General features: G+C 39.4%; 14 protein-coding genes. 7 read left to right on the top strand and 7 right to left on the bottom strand.

Going from position 1 to position 19,405, the window contains the following annotated elements:
- Window position 1 precedes the first annotated feature (1 nt).
- From DZC72_RS09215 to DZC72_RS09225, 4 genes are all read left to right on the top strand, one after another.
- Complete coding sequence (locus DZC72_RS09215) at window positions 2-718, top strand: tetratricopeptide repeat protein (RefSeq protein ID WP_125222527.1); 717 nt, start codon at window positions 2-4, stop codon at window positions 716-718.
- Between the two features lie 98 nt (window positions 719-816).
- Window positions 817-1,287 carry a T9SS type A sorting domain-containing protein gene (locus DZC72_RS09220; protein ID WP_165869296.1) on the top strand — a complete coding sequence of 157 codons (471 nt, stop codon included), beginning with the start codon at window positions 817-819 and terminating at the stop codon, window positions 1,285-1,287.
- Window positions 1,288-1,353: 66 nt separating this feature from the next.
- Window positions 1,354-1,521: a hypothetical protein gene (locus tag DZC72_RS17775; RefSeq protein ID WP_165869297.1), complete on the top strand. Its 168-nt coding sequence runs from the start codon at window positions 1,354-1,356 to the stop codon at window positions 1,519-1,521.
- A 159-nt stretch (window positions 1,522-1,680) separates the two neighbouring features.
- Window positions 1,681-3,771: a hypothetical protein gene (locus DZC72_RS09225; RefSeq protein ID WP_125222529.1), complete on the top strand. Its 2,091-nt coding sequence runs from the start codon at window positions 1,681-1,683 to the stop codon at window positions 3,769-3,771.
- Here DZC72_RS09225 and DZC72_RS09230 read toward each other — a convergent pair.
- The 6 genes from DZC72_RS09230 to DZC72_RS09255 form a co-directional block, all read right to left on the bottom strand.
- A complete protein-coding gene (locus DZC72_RS09230) occupies window positions 3,768-6,536 on the bottom strand; it encodes a CHAT domain-containing protein (RefSeq protein ID WP_125222530.1) in 2,769 nt (922 codons plus the stop codon). The two genes, DZC72_RS09225 and DZC72_RS09230, sit on opposite strands and share 4 nt — an antisense overlap.
- A 33-nt stretch (window positions 6,537-6,569) precedes the next feature.
- Entirely contained in the window at window positions 6,570-7,148 is a 579-nt protein-coding gene (locus tag DZC72_RS09235; RefSeq protein WP_125222531.1) for a hypothetical protein, read from the bottom strand.
- 20 nt (window positions 7,149-7,168) lie between these two features.
- Window positions 7,169-7,867, bottom strand: coding sequence for a TapB family protein (locus DZC72_RS09240; protein WP_125222532.1), 699 nt, complete (start codon window positions 7,865-7,867; stop codon window positions 7,169-7,171).
- A 14-nt stretch (window positions 7,868-7,881) separates the two neighbouring features.
- On the bottom strand, window positions 7,882-9,207 hold the full coding sequence (locus DZC72_RS09245; protein ID WP_243641688.1) for an OmpA family protein: 1,326 nt from the start codon (window positions 9,205-9,207) through the stop codon (window positions 7,882-7,884).
- Between the two features lie 129 nt (window positions 9,208-9,336).
- Complete coding sequence (locus tag DZC72_RS09250; RefSeq protein ID WP_125222533.1) at window positions 9,337-11,805, bottom strand: ribonuclease HII; 2,469 nt, start codon at window positions 11,803-11,805, stop codon at window positions 9,337-9,339.
- A 28-nt stretch (window positions 11,806-11,833) separates the two neighbouring features.
- Window positions 11,834-12,427: a ribonuclease HII gene (locus DZC72_RS09255; RefSeq protein WP_125222534.1), complete on the bottom strand. Its 594-nt coding sequence runs from the start codon at window positions 12,425-12,427 to the stop codon at window positions 11,834-11,836.
- Between the two features lie 213 nt (window positions 12,428-12,640).
- Between DZC72_RS09255 and DZC72_RS09260 the strand changes: the two genes are divergently transcribed.
- The 3 genes from DZC72_RS09260 to DZC72_RS09270 all read left to right on the top strand — a co-directional run bounded on the left by DZC72_RS09260 (window position 12,641) and on the right by DZC72_RS09270 (window position 19,006).
- Complete coding sequence (locus DZC72_RS09260; protein ID WP_125222535.1) at window positions 12,641-15,454, top strand: TonB-dependent receptor domain-containing protein; 2,814 nt, start codon at window positions 12,641-12,643, stop codon at window positions 15,452-15,454.
- Between the two features lie 15 nt (window positions 15,455-15,469).
- Complete coding sequence (locus DZC72_RS09265; RefSeq protein ID WP_125222536.1) at window positions 15,470-16,888, top strand: hypothetical protein; 1,419 nt, start codon at window positions 15,470-15,472, stop codon at window positions 16,886-16,888.
- 111 nt (window positions 16,889-16,999) lie between these two features.
- Window positions 17,000-19,006, top strand: coding sequence for a putative porin (locus tag DZC72_RS09270; RefSeq protein WP_125222537.1), 2,007 nt, complete (start codon window positions 17,000-17,002; stop codon window positions 19,004-19,006).
- Window positions 19,007-19,207: 201 nt separating this feature from the next.
- Here the strand turns inward: DZC72_RS09270 and DZC72_RS17885 are convergent.
- Window positions 19,208-19,405: hypothetical protein (locus DZC72_RS17885; protein WP_207891721.1), on the bottom strand; the 198-nt coding region annotated here is incomplete at its 5' end.

Below are 19,405 nucleotides of genomic sequence, written 5' to 3' on the forward strand. Positions count from 1 at the left end.
TATGGAAAAAGAACTATTAATACAGCGCTATTTTTCAAATTCCTTGACCCAAGAAGAGAAGGCATTCTTCGATGACCTTATACAAAACGACAAGGAATTTAAAAATCAATTTGATTTTGAACTGGATCTTCAAAAAGTCATTGGTGAATCGCATCGAACTGAATTGAAATCCAAACTAAAGGGTTTTGAGAAAGAAGTTACCACTAGTTCCAAAAGTACCAAGAGTATTAAAACTTATAGAAAATGGTTGGTTGCCGCATCTATACTTATTTTAATTGGCTTTGGATATTTGCAGTTTTCCAATCCCAATTTGAATACCTTGTATGATGAAAATTTCCAAGTCTACCCCAATGCCGAAGTTTCCATAACCAGGGGCGAAGAAGCCGAGTCCTTGGAGCGCAAGGCTTTTATCGCTTATGAAACAGAGGATTATGAGCAGGCACTACAACTTTTTTCTGAAATGCCCGAGCAATTGTACATTGATTTTTACAAAGCGCAGTGCCATTTAAAATTGGAACAATATAGCAAGGCAATCGAACTTTTGAATTTGAACATCTCTAATAAGGCAAAATACATACCGGAGTCTTACTGGTACATGTCAATGGCCTACTTAAAAATGGGCGATAGGGAAAATGCCAAAAACTCACTCATGTATCTAGTGGCACATTTTGATTATCGTAAAGAAAGGGCCAAGGAACTTATCTCTCGTTTGGATTAGTCTAACCTTAGGTCTTAAACTTCATTTTCAATTACTAAATTTCCATATTCTCCTTGTTAACCTTTATTCGGGTTTTTCATTAAATGAAAAACCTGAGAATGAGAACACTTATTTATAGCCTCTTATTTATTGTTCAGGGAACAATAGCCCAAGAAATCACAAAAGCTGTCCTGGGCGCTAGTGGCCAACCAGTATCCGGCGCTTCAATTCAGATTAATTATACCATGGGCGAACCTATAGTAGGCACTATTGGTAAATCCCAGGAATGGCAACAGGGTTTTTGGTCGGGTTCACTGCAAGTAATCCCGATCAATGAAACACAAAGTTTGAACGGGCTCATGGTTTATCCGAATCCTGTACAAAGTGAGATTAATATTTCCACAGGCGGTTTACCTGTATTTGGAGCTGCCATATTCGCCATGGACCATAGAAAAATTATGGATACCGCCTTGCCCAAAAATCAATCATTGCATCAAATGAATCTGGAAACCTTGAGTAAAGGGTTTTATGTACTTCAAGTTTATGTTGAGGGTACGGAACCCCATTTGTTTAAAGTCATCAAAAAATAAGAGAAAAAGAAGAAAAACACTTTTCATAACAATAGTCAAATAAAACATTTTTAAAACCACAAAGTCATGAACACAATCACCGAAGTTTTTAAAATGTTCCCCATTCAAATAAGTCGTGTTTCCAAATCGGAAAGGCGGATAAAACAAAAATCGAAAACCATTACCTCGTGCTTTTCGGAAGGAATCGAAGAGGGTTGCATGGCCTTTACCAAAGAAATGGGCCATGATAGATAAGATGAAGAGAAAAAGGTAATGGCCCCCGCACGGGATCGGCCTATTGTGAGGGCCTATAAGTGCCCCATAATAAGGGTTGCGTACTTAGAATACACCTGAAAATACAGAAACCAAAATAGTTTCAACGCATAAAAAAAATAAATAGAAAATAGCACGATTATGAAAAATTACTACACACTTTTTATGCACGCCTTGCTTATGGCATTCCTTTTTATGGGCACTGTGGTCAAGGCGCAAGAAATGCCCCAACAGGGTTTTAACTACCAAGGGGTTGCCCGAGATGCCGATGGAGAGTTGCTGGTCAACACGTCAATGTCGGTAACCATTGCTTTGCGTTTTGGAGGAATGGGCGCACCGATTGCCTATTCAGAAGTTCATGATCTTACCACCGACCCGCAGGGCGTTTTTAGCATGGCGATTGGTCAAGGGGCTACCTTACAGGGTGGTTTTGACAACCTGCCCTGGGGCAGCACTTCGGCGTATTTGGAGACTTCCTTAAATGGTGAGTCCATGGGTATTACCCCGATCAGAGGGGTGCCTTTTGCCATGGCCGCAGGTAATGTACATTGGCAACGAAACGGAAACGAATTAATACATTCCCCCGTGGAAAAAGTACATGTAAATGGGTCGATACAAATCAATGATGGAGCCATTGTTGAAGATATATCTACTGATGGTACTTTCGCCTTAAACAGTGATGCAATTTTACCCACCCAAAAGGCCGTAAAAACCTATGTGGATGCCCATGCCGGTGTTGGGGGCGGAACGGACGACCAAAATCTGGTCCTTACGGGCGACCAATTGAGTATTGAAAATGGCTTGGGTACGGTAGATTTGGCGGCCTATATTAATGACGCAGATGCCGATCCCACCAACGAATTTCAGACCTTGAGTTTTGATGCGGCTACGAACGAATTGAGTCTTTCCGACGGCAATACTGTGACGATCCCCAGTGGGGGTACCGATGCCGATGCCGACCCGACTAATGAAATTGACGTGACCAATGAAACGGGCATCTTGTTGGGCGATGGCAGCGTGGTCACAGGTCTTGTGGGCACCGCCGACGGGCAGGTACCCAAATGGAATGCGACTATGAGTTTGTGGGAGCCGGGTACTGACGAATCAGGAATTGGGGGAGGAGTCTCTCTTTGGAGCCAAACAGGAAGTGATGTTTATTATAGCTCCGGAAAGGTAGGAATAGGAATTGAACCGTCGTCAATTTTTCATGTGCACGGACCAGCTTCGGCAAGCACACAGTATACTACCTTCAACTCGGGATCCGATTTATTTGATGGTGTTAAAGTTGGCATTACAAACGATTTGGACGGCTCGCCCATTGCATTTTTTGAAAACTTAGGGGATGGTCCTTTATTTTTAGGAACAAATGATATCACCAGAATGATGATATCCAGGACGGGTAATGTTGGTGTTGGAGTATTTCAGGCCGAAGAAAAACTACACGTTGACGGTACCATCCGCTCCAACAGTCTTTCTGGTGCCGGGGAACGTAATGTGGTAGCCGATGCCGATGGTAATCTGGTGATTGGAGCGGGAGGAGTTGGCAGTTCATTGTGGAGTGAAAACGGTGAAAATGTTTATTACGATTCAGGCAATGTTGGCATTGGTACCACAGCACCAAACAATACATTACATATTTCAAGTGATAACGTCAGCCCGGTAAGAATAGAGTCCACAACCACTGATAATTTTACATCATTTTATACAAGTAGTGGATATAAAGGTTACCTAGGTATTTTTTCTGGAGACGATGATATGGAGATAGGAACGGGTTTTGGAAATAGTACGGGCAAGACGCACTTGACCACCTTTGCTTTACCTAGATTAACTGTAGCCGCAAATGGTGATATAGGAATTGGTACAACAAGTCCAACTGAAAAATTGGAAGTGCACGGAAACATAAAAACAATTGGCGAAGTTCATTCCGCAAATACCGGAGCCGCCAATATGATACCCATTGCTTACGGAATTGTCGCAGATGATGGTACTATACTATCGGGCACTGGCAATTTCACCGCTTCTAGAGTAGATATTGGCAATTTTACCATTAGAATTCTTGGTGAAACGGAGAATGACGATTTTATAATAACGGCAAATTCATATACAACAGGGGGGGTGATGTGTACCATAGGTAGATATCCCAATGGTCAAGGTAGATTCGCAGTCAATCTGTGGAATTTCTCAGGAAGCCGTGTAGATTCTAGATTCTCTTTCGTTGCTTATCGCAATTAGGCTAACCCCGTTTGACCTTTTTTTTTGCCAAAAGTAAAAACAGCTACAGCCAAAAGAATAATAATGGGTAATACTAAAAACCACCATGCGCCCCCAGAAGCAATTTTAACCGGGTTGCCATGTAAAATAAAACCTGACCAATAATAAGGGTGGGCCAAGGCGTTTTCACGATTTAGGTTAAGAAAATCCTTTTGCGCCATCTGAAGGGCAACGGCCTTGTTCTCGCCCCGGGCCAGATATTGGTAATAATCGCCCATCATTTTGGTGGTCGATGCGTCGTTTACGTTCCAAAGAGAACTGGTAATACTTTTGGCACCGCTATAGAAAAAACCACGTGTCAAGCCAATGAGTCCTTCACCCTTTTTTAAATCGCCCAAAGCGGTTTCACAGGCACTCAAAGTGACCAAATTCGCATTGATCTGTAAATTGTACAAGTCCTTGACGTATAGCAGAAAACTATCGGTATTTGGGCTAAAGGCCAAATAAGAAAAATCTGGCTGGTCGTTATTATAGACGGCGTGGGTGGCCAAATGTAAAATTTCATAGCTCTCGGCTTGATCTAGAAAATTTTGAAGACTGGCCTCATTCTGTACAAATATGGAACCGTCAAATAATTGGCTCAAGGCCATTACCTCGTCCTTATTGTGGGGCAAGGGTGAAAGACTGTTTCGAGTGATTCCGGGCTCTATGGTCTGCCCTTGAAAACTGGGGGCAAAGGCCAACAGTTTGCCATTGTTTACATTTCGTTTCAACAATTGCATGAATAAAGTGGCACTATTGATATGCGAAACAGCTTTGGACAGAACTAAAAAAGAATCCGGTTTTTCAGGATCAATAAGCGCACTAAAGGGAATATAGTTCAAGGGTCCATCTGGGGCAATGATCAATTTTTTACTTCTTTTTGGAAGTACCGGTGCCAAAAGACTTGCATATAGTCCTGTCGCAACTTTTTTAAGGGCATCAATATCCGACTTGGGGTCCGCAACCATCTTTCTGAATTCTTCAATGGATTTTTCTAGTGTTTGATCCAATTCAATTTTAGCCAATTGGGCCTGGTTTTTACTAATGGATATTCCATAAATAGCCCGTTCCCCATAGAAGTAGGAAATAAATGCTTGATCAAGATCAAGTACCTTTTGCAGAACATCAATAGAAGTGGTTTGAGTATTATATTTTAACTGATGGTATTTGGGATACTCTTTTTCCACTCTTGCAATCAATTGCTGGTATTCTTCTTTGCGCTGGAAAAGTTCTTGAGTGCTTTCAGAGGAAGAATCCGTATTTCTTTGTACGGCTTTTTCTAAAATTAGAATTTGTCCTTTCAATAATTCCTCCTGTTCGATCAACTGTTCCGGGATTTGTCCAAATCGGGTTGCATTGGTCGCCATCAATGATTCTAAAGAAACCACGGATTTGCTTTTTTCCATCAGGTGGAACATGTTACTTGCTAAAGAATCACTTGGTGCCAAAACGGTCAATTGGTAATAAGCCTCCAATCCAGATTCAAATAAGGGAAAGGCATTTTCAATGAGCTGAAATTTATCTTCGCTTCCCGTAAAACTGGGCCTCAAGGAATCAATTAGATTTGCTCCCCTCCAAGCGGTCTCTATACTTTTTTGATAGCCGTCAGCAGATTTCTGTTCGTTATATATTTCTGCTATTCTCTTGTAGATAGCCAAAGCATTAATGGCCTCGGCTCCTGATGTTTTAAGCGTTTTTAGGGAAAGTTTATAATTTTCAAGGGCACTTTCTTTCTTGCCAATTTGTCGATTTAGATCACCAATTTTTAGATAAATTTCATGTTCCCTAGTGAAGGTTTGGTCATTTAAATTGGTGAAAGACGTGAGTGTGCCTTCCAATAAGGAGAGTGCCTCATCATATTTATTCTCTGCTTCCAAAACATCTGCTTTACGAAGTTGGTACAAAGAATTGAAAACAGGATTTTTTTGTACTGTGGATTCAATCTTGTTTAAAAAAACAAGGGCACTATCTGGTTGAGATAGGTTTAAATAACTCTCCGCTAGGTAAAACCCTCCATAGACCAAAGAGTTTTGGTTATCGTTCTCGAGATTGTACCTAAAATTCCGTAGGAGATAGTTATTAGCTTCGTGGTACTTTTTTTCTTTTAGTAATACTTGTGCCAAAAGATTATAGTGGTCATAGAGAGATTCTTCATTGCCTTCCATATTCTCTGAAAGTTCGCGGATATTTCGCTCATAAATTTCCTTGGATCTTGCATATTGCCCTTCAAGCATATACATTTTTCCTAAAAACCCATAGGCAGCGGTCATTAAACCGTTCATTGTAGGAGTCCGTTCAGATATGGGGACATTTTCTATATCATCAATCAGATTTCTAAAAATTTCAATGGACTTGTTATTCTGGTTTAACTTATATAAATAATCTCCTTTAAAGTATTTTAGATAATTTCTGTTTTCAATAGAGCTTATCGTATTTTTTTGGTGTGAATTGAATAATAACGAATCCAATTTTCCCAAAACAAATACCGTTTGATGAAGATCCGCATGATAACTGGCCACTCCTGCTAGATTAAAATAGGTTTCCAACATGCCATCCAGATCTTTCTTTTCTTTTTGAATCTCTAGGATTTGGAAATAATAAAAATTGGCAGAATCTTTCTCGGAATAATAATAGGATTCGGCTTGGGTATTTAGAGAGGCGATTTTGCCCAATGGGGACTGTTGTGCCTGTAGGTAGACAACTAAAAGAAAGTTTAAAAATATCAGAAAAAAAAAGGCCTTCATATCTGAAGGCCAATATAATAAAATTGATCTTTCCTATTCACCAAGTTTTTGGAAATAAACTGTTTCCATTCCTTTGGAATCGATTTTTACAATACTAAAGTAGAGAACCCCGGATTCTTCTGGCACTGAAATTTCAGTATACTTATAGCCATCCAAATCGGGCATCGGACTCAATTCATTTGTCTCTGCGACAAGCTCTTGGTTAGCATTGAAAACTTGAACAGATATTTCTTCCGTCCCTAAATCCGTCAAAATATATCGTAGATTCTTTGGTACGCATTTGTTATTGGGCATATCGCAGGGAATTGGAGGGACAATGCCGAACAATACTTTTTCCAAACCTTCTAAAATACTTATTCTTTCGCTGGTTTGCTCTTTTTCCAGGAGTAAAGCATCAACCTCGTCAGGATGCAATTCGTCTTTTTGATTTAAGTGGTCATCGATTTCCATAATGCGATTTTCGAGGCTGTATTTTTCAATACTTCCCTCATAAAGATAATTTTCCGAGGTTAACTCAATTTCTTCATTGCCGCCACCACCTCCATAATAATCTTTGATACAGGAGGTGAGGAAAAGAAGGAACAATCCTGCTATGGTTAATTTTGCTTTCATATTTATTGTATTAATGGTTGTTATTTACTAAATTTTGTCAATTCCATGCGGCTCATCAACTTTCCATTTTTACCATAGGTTTCCTGTTTTATCATGCCTACACCTTCTGAAATCCAAACCTTATTGCTCATTTCCATATTGGCCATCATCACCTTGGATTTACTATTCTCTGTAATTAAATAGCAATCAAAGGTACCCGCTGGAGTGGTAACCGTTTCCATTTTCTCTACTTTGCGGTCAAAGGTATCCACGTTGATCTTCATCTTCATCGCACCCATATCCATGGTAACGCTTATATTCGCATCGTCCAAGGTCTGCCCAGCGGAGAGATCATTTGGGATTTCGATATCTGTACCGGTAATCTGCATGTCCATTCCCATGTCCTCATATTGCTTTTTCATTTCAGAGGGAAACAAGCTCTCATAGTCGATTTTCACACCGTTTCCGGTACAGGTTATATTATAATCTGACTCAATAACATTTTTCCCTTTGTCATCGGTATAGGTCAGTTTCATGGTTGCTTTGGTATTGCCCCCATCATTTTCTACGTTGGAAACAACATAGTCCGTGACACCTTCTACTTTGTCCTTTTTGTCGTACATGGTGTATTGAAAAGTACTGCCCTCTTCCATGGGGTAGTATTTACTACAGGCATTTTGGCCGAACATAAGTGAAGTGCCATAAAGGAAGATAAAGAAAAAAAGGAACTTGATTTTCATTTTTTATAGTTGTTTTAAAGTTTGATAAATTCTACTCTTCTGTTTTGCGACTTGCCATCGCTTGTTTTGTTGTCCCCTACAGGTTCTGATTCTCCCTTTCCATCTGTGGAAAGCCTACCGGCATCCACTCCATACACGGAAACAAGGGCTTTTTTTACGGCATCTGCGCGACTTTTGGAAAGTTTTATGTTCGCATCTTCGGCACCATCGCTGTCCGTATGACCCACTATTTTAAGGTTGATGCTGGAGTCTTGCTCCAAAACCTGGAATATTTGCCGAATGACACCCATGGACTCCGGCTTTAATTGATCAGACCCAGAATTAAAAAGGATGGCGTTGGTGGATATTTTTCCTTCGGACAAAAGCTTTCTCCTTAAGTCCTCACCGCCTTTGGCAACTTTTAGATTGGTAATAAATACTTGTTCCGTGCCGTCATTAAAATTATTGGCATGAAACTTTAGAGTGCGTAATTTTTCCAGCGGAACGGCCTTTGGAACATCTATATATTTGGTTTCATTGACCCAAAGACGAAAACGTTCATCGTTCACCGCAATAGAGATATGGGCACCTTCCGTAACAGCCTTGCGCAAATCCGCCTCGACCGTACTGTAAATTTCTCGTTTATTGTTCCTTCTGTTTTCTACGGTTACCCCAACCGGTGTATATTGACAGAAAGGTATGCTCGCCTGAACGAAGTTTTCTCCTTCATCAAATTTGCCGTCCTCACTGAGGTCTATTCTTAAACGGGCCGTTGAGGATGATTTTTCCATCCCAAGCCCTCTAACATCAAATTCTATCGTATAGTCATTTGGTAGATTGGGCACATTGGGTATAAAAAAGATATTATAACCAGACTTTAACTTAAACCATTTTTCAGAGTCTTCCCCTAGAATAACCACTTCGCCTCCAGCATTGGTGTTCCACCTTGCCGGAAAGTCGCCTACAAAGTCATTGGCAAAATCATCAAAGAACAATTGTTCGTCTCCCGGAACAAAATCAAACTTGCTGTAGACCTCCAAACTTTTAGGACCTTCTGAACTAACTTCAGGTGGGTTTTCAGAAGTACGTTTGTTTTCTTTGGAGTTTACTTCGGGTTCTTTGTTATTGGGTACTTGAAGGTTACCTCCCTTTTTTGAACCAGGTTCTAAAATACTGTCCAAAACCTGATCGGTTTTTTCCGTGGCCTCTTTGTCCACCCTTCTTTCTACAGCCCTTTCCGCAGCTTTTTCGGCTCTTTTTCCCAGCTTTTTTAGGAGTTGTGCGTTAGCTGTTGATGAGAAGGCTAGAAAAACCATAAAGGGCAACACAAATCTTCTTGCCGTGTTATCAATTTTCATCATTTAAATTTTAATGTCTTCGTAGCTTAATATAGTCAATATAAAAAGGTTAACACATTTGTTGATATAAAATCTTATTGATAGTATAAAAACCTGTATGCCAGGAGTGCCAAGATGTATAAATTGCAATGTCTATTGTATTTTATAAACAGTAATGGAGTTGTCCTGTTCTTTCAACAAAAGTTCTGGTTTGTTGTCATTGTCCATATCTGCCATATCTATGCTTGAGGCTCCAAACACAGGAAATCCAACTATGGGTTCTGCCTGGCTATCGAAAAGGTAGGTCTTTAGATTTTGTATATCTGTTACCGATACATAAATCTTATCGTTCAAATAGAAAATGGCGGGTTTTGTATAGACACCAAGCTCCAATTCCACTTTTTTTCCTCTAATTGACAGAACGTTGTCGTCCATGATTACCAAAGTTCTTGATGTGGCATCAAATCCATGATCTGCATTGAGCTGCAAACTGGATTTTCCAATTTTTCCCGTGGGTTCTATTTCGTGAAGCAAACCGTCTTTGGAGGTTACTATGAATTTATTCTGATGAACCTTAACCTCGTTCTCCGAAAAGGAAATTTTTTCCTTAACCTTTATCCTGTCATTTCCAACTCGGTCTAGAATTTTTAAAAGTCCATTGGCCAATTTGAAAACCAAATAATCCTTGGTTCCAATTACAAAATGCTGGGGAGCCCCGGTAATGGTATCTTCCGCGTTGGTATACTTAAAGCCGCTAACAATTTTCCCTTCGTTATTATACATATAAACCTTCGTACCTTGTGTGACCACAAATCGATAGTTCTTGTTGTTTGAATAGTCAAAGACCGCCAAGGGATTCAGGTTTCCTCCATCATATTTAAAGGTAAATGGTGCCACTTCCTTACCATTCCTGTCAATGATGTAAAACCGGTTATTGGTCGTGAAAGCCAATTGATATTTCCCGTTCCTATAAATGTCCACTTCGTGGATTTTGCCCTGAACGGCACTTTCGAGTTCCTTTTTCCAGATAACCTTTCCTTTGTTTGTAATCAAATAAAGCACATTGTCTTGGTCTTGCACAACGATGTCCTTTCCATGGGTTCTGTGATTCGTGAAAAATTGCGGATTTAGGTAGATATCGGAGTCCAACTGGACCCTGAACATCTCCAAAGTACCAGATTTATTCCCGGTAGCGTTTATCTTTTTTATTAAATAGTTGGTGTGCAGAAAACCGGCATCTGACACTATCTGTGAGCTAAATAGAAAATCGGTCAAGTCGGTATTTTTAAAAAGATGGGATAAGCTTCCCAGTCCTGTTCGGTTTAAATTGTCCTCAATACCTTTGCTATTGGCTACCGATAATAGCGTGGACTCTTCAGTGATTAAATCTTTGATGTTTTCAAATAAGAGAGATTTGTCAAAGGTCTGCCCAGATTTGTTCATATCAATAAACCTTTCCAATCCTTCCCGTGACCCTGAAAATACGAAGGTGTTTTCCAGAACGCATGCAAAATTGGGATCAAATTCTTGGACTAACGGATAGAAACTTTGACGAAGCAGGCTATCCTTTCCTAATTCTATAATCTCGCTACCCTGATATTCCATCGAGTTGGTCTGGATACTCTGTATATAATCCGAAATATTGGCTGTTCCATACGCTTTTAGTAGCAATACCCTATTAGTGTCCATTTGGCCAATCCCAATTTCCTCCACGGCCGTGAATAGGGAATCCCTTTTTCCCGTATCATCAAAAAAACGTTTTTGGTTCTTGATGAAATCTTTAAAGTCGGTAAACGTATAGGAAATAAAAGAATCCAAACCATTTGGTGCAAGGGTGTTCGTTTTATTGGACAAAGGGCCGGTATTCGAGAATAGACCCAAAAAGGAAGGTAGTGAATCATTTACTATAGCTAAGCCATTTAGAAGGAGCGCATCCTTGTCCAGCGACACATCAAGCGAAAGCCAGTCAGAATACTTCTCTTTCCCGGTTTCGCTTTCCACTCCAAAGACCCTATTCAAAAGATTCCGACCATTGTTTAGGTCCAACCAGATTTGTGCCGATTTTGCAGGGTTTCCAATCTTGTCGAATTTAAGGAACTGCCCTTTAACAGGTGTCTCATTTTCCACGTGCTTCCAGACCGACTCGATGGCGGCTTCCGATGACCCCACTACTTCCTTGTTTTGGATGACCGAAGTATAGAAAGTACTACCATCTACCTCGTATCTAATGAAATTTAAATCCCCTTTTGATATGCTTTCAACACTTTTGTTCAGAGTACTATCCAAAGCGACCTGCGGAATACTATCCACGGGAATATATACAAAACTAAAACTGTTATTTCCTTCTTCCATGAGTCCTAGATACCCTCCCAATGGAGATTTTATATATCCCAAAGGTTTGAGCCTGTCGATCAATTGGGAAATATCCTTGGAATTCCGAAGCTTCTGTAGTATCTCATTCCCATCTATTTCAGATAGGAAGGTATCCATGTCATTTATTTTAACGATTAAAGGAACGTTCCCAGGTACAAGGACCAAAGAGGAAGCATTGGTATCCTTTTCAGTAGAACAATTGATAAATAAGATGGAACCTAGAATTGTAAGCAGTAGCTTTACCTTCATGAAATGCCTTTTCGCAAATTTATGATTTTTAAAGATCTAGCGTAAGTTGTTCAGGCAATAGCCTAAAACTTTTTCTATGGTACTTGGTTATTCCATACTCCCTAATGGCGGCCCTATGTTCTTTGGTGGGATAACCCTTGTTTTGTTTCCAATTGTACATTGGGAACTCCTTATGGATTCCTTCCATATAGGCATCCCTAGCCGTTTTGGCCAATATGGAGGCCGCAGCAATATTCATGTATTTTGAATCCCCTTTTATGATACAAGTATGTTGAATATTTTTGTATGGTTTAAACCTGTTGCCATCAACAATAATATATGGTGGAATTTCTTTCAGCTGGTCGATTGCCTTGTGCATGGCGAGAATGGAGGCGTTGAGAATATTGATTTCATCAATCTTTTTTGGGTGAATATGAGCGACACCATAGGCCAGGCTTTGTGTTTCAATAATAGGTTTTAACAAATCCCTATTCTTACTGGATAAAAGCTTGGAGTCGTTCAACGTTGTATTGACAAAACCCTCTGGCAATATCACCGCAGCTGCCGTAACCGGTCCGGCCAAGCAACCCCTTCCAGCCTCGTCTGTTCCACATTCGTTAAAAAAAAGATAAAAATTTTCCAAATATTAGTATTTTGTTAACAAAAGTATCGATTTTCTATAGATAATTTAAAAGTTAAATATTTGAAATTTTTCTGTTAAAAAATGCAAAAATTATAAAAAGTTGATAATTGCGCACTTAGATTTTAACAGTTTTAGTTTATGGGTTAAGAATCACTTTGGAATAGTTCCTTTTTTTGGAGAGTTTTGCTGCTTGCTAATTCAAAAACTAAATCTATGAAACAGAAGTTTAAATGGATGCTTTTGCCTTTATTGGTGTTAAGCATAACATTTTCCTACGCGCAGGAAAAAAATGTCACGGGAACCGTGACGGATCAAACCGGTCTTCCTTTACCAGGAGTCTCAATTGTTGAAGTGGGGACCACAAACGGTACTCAAACAGATTTTGATGGTAATTTTTCGATTAATGTAGAGGAGGGAAAGCAGCTTAGGTTTTCCTACATCGGACAAAAGACCGTGACAATGCCAGTTGGATCGGGAAATGTAATTAATGTCCAAATGCAGGAAGATGCACAGGCCTTGGAAGAAGTGGTGGTTACTGGTCAAGGATCTGGTATAGCACGTAGAAAGCTTTCAACTACAGTGGATGCTTTGGATTCTGAGGATATTGATAAATTGCCAGCCAATCAGATTGACCAAATTTTGCAGTCTACAACTCCGAGTGCACAGATTAGGCTCAGTTCAGGACAGCCTGGTACGGCTGCCATCATTAGAACGAGAGGTCCAATTTCCGCAGCAACGTCTGCAACACCGGTAATAATTGTTGACGGTGTACGCGTTGATAATTTGAACTCAAATCCTCAACTAGGTATTGCCACTGGTGGCGCCAATGTGTCTGCACTGGCGGATATCCCAGTTGAATCTATAGAAAGGATTGAATATATTAAAGGTGGTGCGGCAACCACATTATATGGTGCCGATGCAGCAAATGGTATAATTCAAATTATAACCAAGAAAGGAAAGGATGGTAAAAGCTCTGCTTTTTTTGAAAGTAACGTGGGTGTTATCAAAGCAACGACTGATTACTTAAGATATGATAGAACGGCCGAGGCAATTTTTGAACCTGGTTGGTCCCAGGAATACAGAGTGGGCCTTAACGGAGGTTCAGAAAAGTTCTCATATAATTTTGGGGGTAGTTTGTACAAAGATGACAGTTTCAATGACATCAATGAACAAATTAGAAGGTCTTTTACTTTTGGTCTTACCGCTAAGGTGACGGATAAATTACAATATCAAGGTTCCTTTTCTTATGTAAATTTCGAATCCAATTTGGATTACAATGCAAATACAAGTTTTTCTAGATTCTCTAACTTAGAAGGTTCTGCAAGAGGTGCGACTGATGAATTTACGGATGAGGAATGGCAAAGTGAGTTGGCCAGATATAGGAATATAGGTCAGTTAGTGGATATTACGAGTAGTACCAACAGGATTACTGCATCCAATAAATTTATCTATGACATAAACGATGCACTTCAGGTTAACGCTACAATAGGTATTGATAATAGAAATACGGTTCAAGAGGAACTTCTAAGTAATACCTTGCAGGTAGCGCTAGGGTCAATTGCAGAAGGAACTACAGACCAAGGTTCATTGACCAGGGTGTTAAGGTCCGCCTTTACTTTGACAACTGACTTAAACTTAACGCATAGAGCAAATACAGAAAACTTTTCTTTTGTGTCTATCCTGGGAGCTCAATTTTTTAGGACTTCAGATAGACAGAATAGATTGAATGGTTCTGGAGGTGTGGACGGAACACGTTCTTTGAACAACTTCTCAGAGCAAACTTTCTCTGATTTTGTCCTTGAAAATGCCAACTATGGTCTTTACTTTTTAGAGAATATTGGAATTTATGATGTGGCTTTCTTGGAATTTGGTGGTCGACTAGATCAAAACACAGCATCTGGTGCCAACACAGATCCATTATTACTTCCTAAAATTGGTTTGACCTATAATTTTAGTGACCATGATTTTTATATAAATTCTGGTTTTAAGGATATTCTTTCTACCATTAAGTTGAGGGCAAATTATGGTGAGGCAACAAATTTTGCACAACCTTTCTCGCAGGATAGAACATTTGCTCAAAACCCATTCTTAGGTGGTCCTTCATTTACATTTGATAACCAAGGAAACGATGAATTGGTTTCAGAGCGAGTTAAGACAACTGAATTTGGCGTAGAACTTGGGTTTTTCAGCAACAGGTTGTTCTTGAGCGGTACGAGGTACATCGGAATAACCGAGGATGCCTTGTTCACGCCACAAGATCCACCATCATCTGGACAGGCGAACCAAATCCAGAATATTGGTGAAGTTGAGAACAAAGGTTATGAGTTTGCTTTAACGGCTACGCCAATTCAAACAGAAAAACATAATCTTAGTATAAATCTTTCATATAATACGAACGAGAACATAGTTACAGATGCTGGTGGCGCACCTGCATTTGTAGTTGGTGGATTTACAGTATTGGGCTCCGTAGTTGAGGAAGGACAAAGTTTGGGTTACCTTAGGGGTACGGTCGCAGTTCTACAAGATGATGGAACATATACATTTGAACCAAATACAGCTTTGGGAGATACGTTTGCCCCTAATTTCGGTTCTATGGGATTCAACTATACATGGGGTAATTTTAATCTTTTTGCTACCGCAGATTATCAATTTGGAGGACAAATAACAGATTTAAGTTTCTTATTGAGACATTTGAGAGGTACGGACGATACTGGTATTCCAGAAGATTTGATAGGTACGACATCACCTTTCAATTATGTTAATTTCTTTGTCTTTGATAATGATTTCTTAAAAGTTAGGAACATTGGGGCATCTTATAACCTAGGAGATATTGCAAAACCTTTATTCAGTAATATTAGATTGGGTCTTAACGTAACAAACCCATTTAACTGGACAGCGGGTACATTTGATCCAGAGACCACAGGTTCTGGTATTTCAGCTCAAAATGGTTTTGCTAGTGGCGGATTTGCCTATGGTACAGAATCTGCACCAAGAACGTATATTGCCTCGATGAGGTTTGAATTTTAATAAAAAATTGAAAAGATGAAAAAACTAATAATATCATTTACGGCTATTTTAGTATTTAGCTGTACCGGTGATTTTGGGGATGTAGTAGACTTTAAGGAAGTTGAAAACCCTAATCTATCAGAAGCCTCAGTTGTTGGGCAACCTAACTCTGCCTCCATTTGGCTTACAGGTCTGGAAAGGCAGCTAGCTTTGGTTTTTCAGGAAACACTAACATTAGCTGAATTAGGTTCTGATAATTACGTGAATACACAAACATTTTTTAATCAATTTATGGATGGATTGGAAATTCAGATTACCGATCCGGATATGAGAGATACGCAACGCGATATTCAAAGGTTAAGGGAGCTTGCCATTTTTGGCATAAACGAGGTTGGTCCAGGAGATCCTAACTATGATGCGGCAACCGAGGCCGAATTCAATTATTTCGAAGGGCTTGCCTATTTGTTTTCAGGCATGTACTTTTCCGCATTGCCTGCGGAACCGGTGGGTGTTCCAATATCGTCAGAGCAACATTATTTAAATGCCATTGCAGCATTTGATGTAGCTATTTCTATTAGCGCTAAACCGGAGTATCATTTGGCAAAAGCTAGGGCCAATTACTATTTGGGTAATAAAGCTGAGGCTGTATCAGCTGCACAAGCGGCTTTGGCCTTGAATCCATCTTTTGATAGAACTGTAAGGTTCGATGAATCCAATGGACCAAGTAATACCTTTGAGGACGCACTCTATGAGAGGGCAACTTTCGATGATTTACAACCGCTTCCAACACTTGATTTTCTGGATCCAAAATATTCGTTCTTAGATCCAAATGAGGATGCGCCAGTTCATTATATGAAAGCAGAAGAGGCTTATCTTATATTGGCGGAGGCAGCCTTGGCCGATAACGATATTGTTACTGCGAGAACTAATCTATCTTCTTTGTTGGACCTTATCGGTACTAGGGAGGTCCGTACTATTGATGATTCCATAGAACAAAGATCTCAGGTTGATGAAGGTTCAAGGCCAGATGACTCCTCCATTGTTGTTAATGGTAGAGAGGGATTGGTTTTAGATCGTCAATCTGGAGATGTAGATGTACCGTCAGTTTCTGGTACTTCATTAACAGAAGATGATATAGTTTCAATGCAAGATGATGATGCTGGCTTAGAGCTTTTATATAGAACTAGACAAGAAGTGTTTATTTCTGAGGGCATAAGATTGGTTGACATGGGAGTCAAACTTGTTATTGATGAAAATGAAATACTATTGAATGAAAACATTAATGAGGGCGACCCGGGAACAGTTGCTGTTATTCCTTCTTTTATAGAGGCTGTGGTTGATGATTTGGACGCTATTACTTATGAGCCCGGTTCTGGGGTTGCGACAACAATTATTGATTTGAACCAAATTTTAGTTGCGAACAAAAGTTCTGATTTGGTAGTTCCGTTCGAATAGAGAAAAGGATATTTTAAATATAAGGCCCCAATTTTGGGGCTTTTTTTTGTCTTAAACTTTCACATTTACTTAGGAACAAAAAAATTAACTTTGCGCTTGATAAAAGTATGCATGAAGTATTTCCTCTTAGTTTTCTTAAGCAGTCTTACTTTTTCCCTAAGTGCCCAGCAGGAGGAAGTCGATGGTAAAGTCAAAGATTCGATTTCCAAAACGGATTCCCTTTACACAAAAAGGAAGGGAAAGCCACTTCCAAAACCTAAATTGGCTAGGGACAGTATCAATGAGATAACCATAAAGGACTATAAGATCATATCATTTTCAAGGGATACTACCTATTTGGACACCACATTAACAATTAAAAAAGAGTATAAGTACAATTATTTAAGAAGGGATGATTTTGAATTGATGCCGTTTTCCAATATTGGACAAACGTATAATAACCTTGGTTTGGATTTTGAAAGGGCCACTTTGTATCCAAACCTGGGCGCAAAGGCCAAACATTTCGACTATTGGGAAGTGGAGGACATTCATTATTATAACGTACCTACTCCCATGACCGATATACTTTTCAAAACGACCTTGGAGCAAGGTCAATTATTGGATGCTATGCTTACATTCAATACTTCTAGAAGGTTGAATTTCTCAATTGGCTATAAAGGCCATAGGTCCTTGGGAAAATATAATTCCAACCAGATTCAATCCGGGAATTTTACAACGACTACAAATTATCAATCCAAGAATGGAAGATATATTCTAAGGGCCCATATTGCCGCCCAGGATATCAAATCCCAAGAGAATGGTGGACTCATAGAAAAGGAACTTCAGTTTGAAGCAGGCGACCCGGAATTTAGGGATAGGCCCAAAGTGGATGTTCGCTTCGATGATGCAGATAATATTGTACTGGGTAAACGCTATTATTTGGAACACGCCTATAAATTGATTCGTAGGAACAGGGATTCTAGCTATGTGGAAAGAACCTCTTTGTCCTTGGGCCATACATTTGGGTATGAAACCAAATATTACCAATTTTTACAAACGTCTGGGGATGCCTATTTTGGAGATCTTATCCTATCGCCCGTAAACGACAAGGCAAATCTTAAGACAACGTATAATCAAGTACGCCTTGAGTTTTATAATAAGACCTTGGGAAGGTTGCAGGGCAATGTAAACATGTTCCACTACAATTATTTTTTTAATAGTGTGTTTTTTACCGAAGGCGGACAGGAAATCGGCAACCAACTTAATGGAACGGAATTGGCCCTAGGTGCCGATTATGAAAAGACAATTGGCGGTTTTGAACTCCAAGGTGCTTTTAGGTATAATCTATCAGGTGATTTATCGGGCAATATATTGAATGCTTCGGCGGGCTACAGATTAAACGAGAAGAATCGGTTTAAAGTTCATTTACATTCATCTTCCAGGATGCCCAATTTTAATTTTCTCTTGTATCAAAGCGAATACCTAAATTATAACTGGCAGAATACGGCAATTTTTAAGAAGGAAAGGGTCAATAGTTTGGAAGTTGCCCTTGACTCGGAATTATTCGGTAATATATCCGCCAAATACACAAACTTGGACAATTACGCATATTTCGCGGCAGACCCCGTGATAGAAGTTACGGAAGGAGCGGAACAAGCTGCCATAAGGCCTTTTCAGGAAGATACGGGCATTTCCTATTTAAAGCTAAAGTATGCCAAAGAATTCAGGCTTGGCAAGTTCGCGTTGAACAATACGGTCATGTATCAAACGGTATCGCAGGAAGCCAATGTTTTGAACGTTCCCCAACTGATCACAAGGAACAGTCTCTATTTTTCCTCGGATGTTTTTAAAAAGGCCATGTATTTGCAAACTGGGGTGACATTTAAGTACTTTACAAAATACAATATGAACGGCTATAATCCTGTTTTGGGTGAATTCTTTGTTCAGGATACGGAAGAATTGGGAGGTTTTCCCTTATTGGATTTCTTCATAAATGCCAGGATTCAGCAAACTCGGATTTTTTTAAAGGCAGAACATTTCAATTCATCCTTTAGTGGATATAATTTTTATTCAGCTCCAAATTATCCATATCGAGACTTTGTGATTAGATTCGGCCTTGTTTGGAATTTCTTTTCCTAGAAAACACGCATTTTAACTAGCTGTAATATAAGCTCTTGTGCTTGTGCCGAATTAACGATTTTCAATAGATAATTGATATACAAGGCTTTATCGGTTTATGATAATCATAGTCATTTTTTCAAAATTTAAAAAATTGAAAATCAGATATTTATAAAAATAATTAAAATAATTTTATTTTTTTTTGATTTAGTTATTGTAGAATTAAAAAACGGTCATACATTTGCAGCCCGTTAGCCGTTGGAGCTTTTTTTTGGCGGCGTTCGGGAGCACATGGTGCGAACGTTCATTGATGTTTTTTGTCTTGCCGTTGGGCCTGAAAAAAAGTTTTTTTTTCTTCCCAAAAAGTTGCCGGGTAACAAAACAGTCGTATATTTGCACCCGCTTAGCGAAACGCTGGGC

Origin of the sequence: Maribacter algicola (genome assembly GCF_003933245.1) — a bacterium.
GTDB classification, from domain to species: Bacteria; Bacteroidota; Bacteroidia; order Flavobacteriales; family Flavobacteriaceae; genus Maribacter; species Maribacter algicola.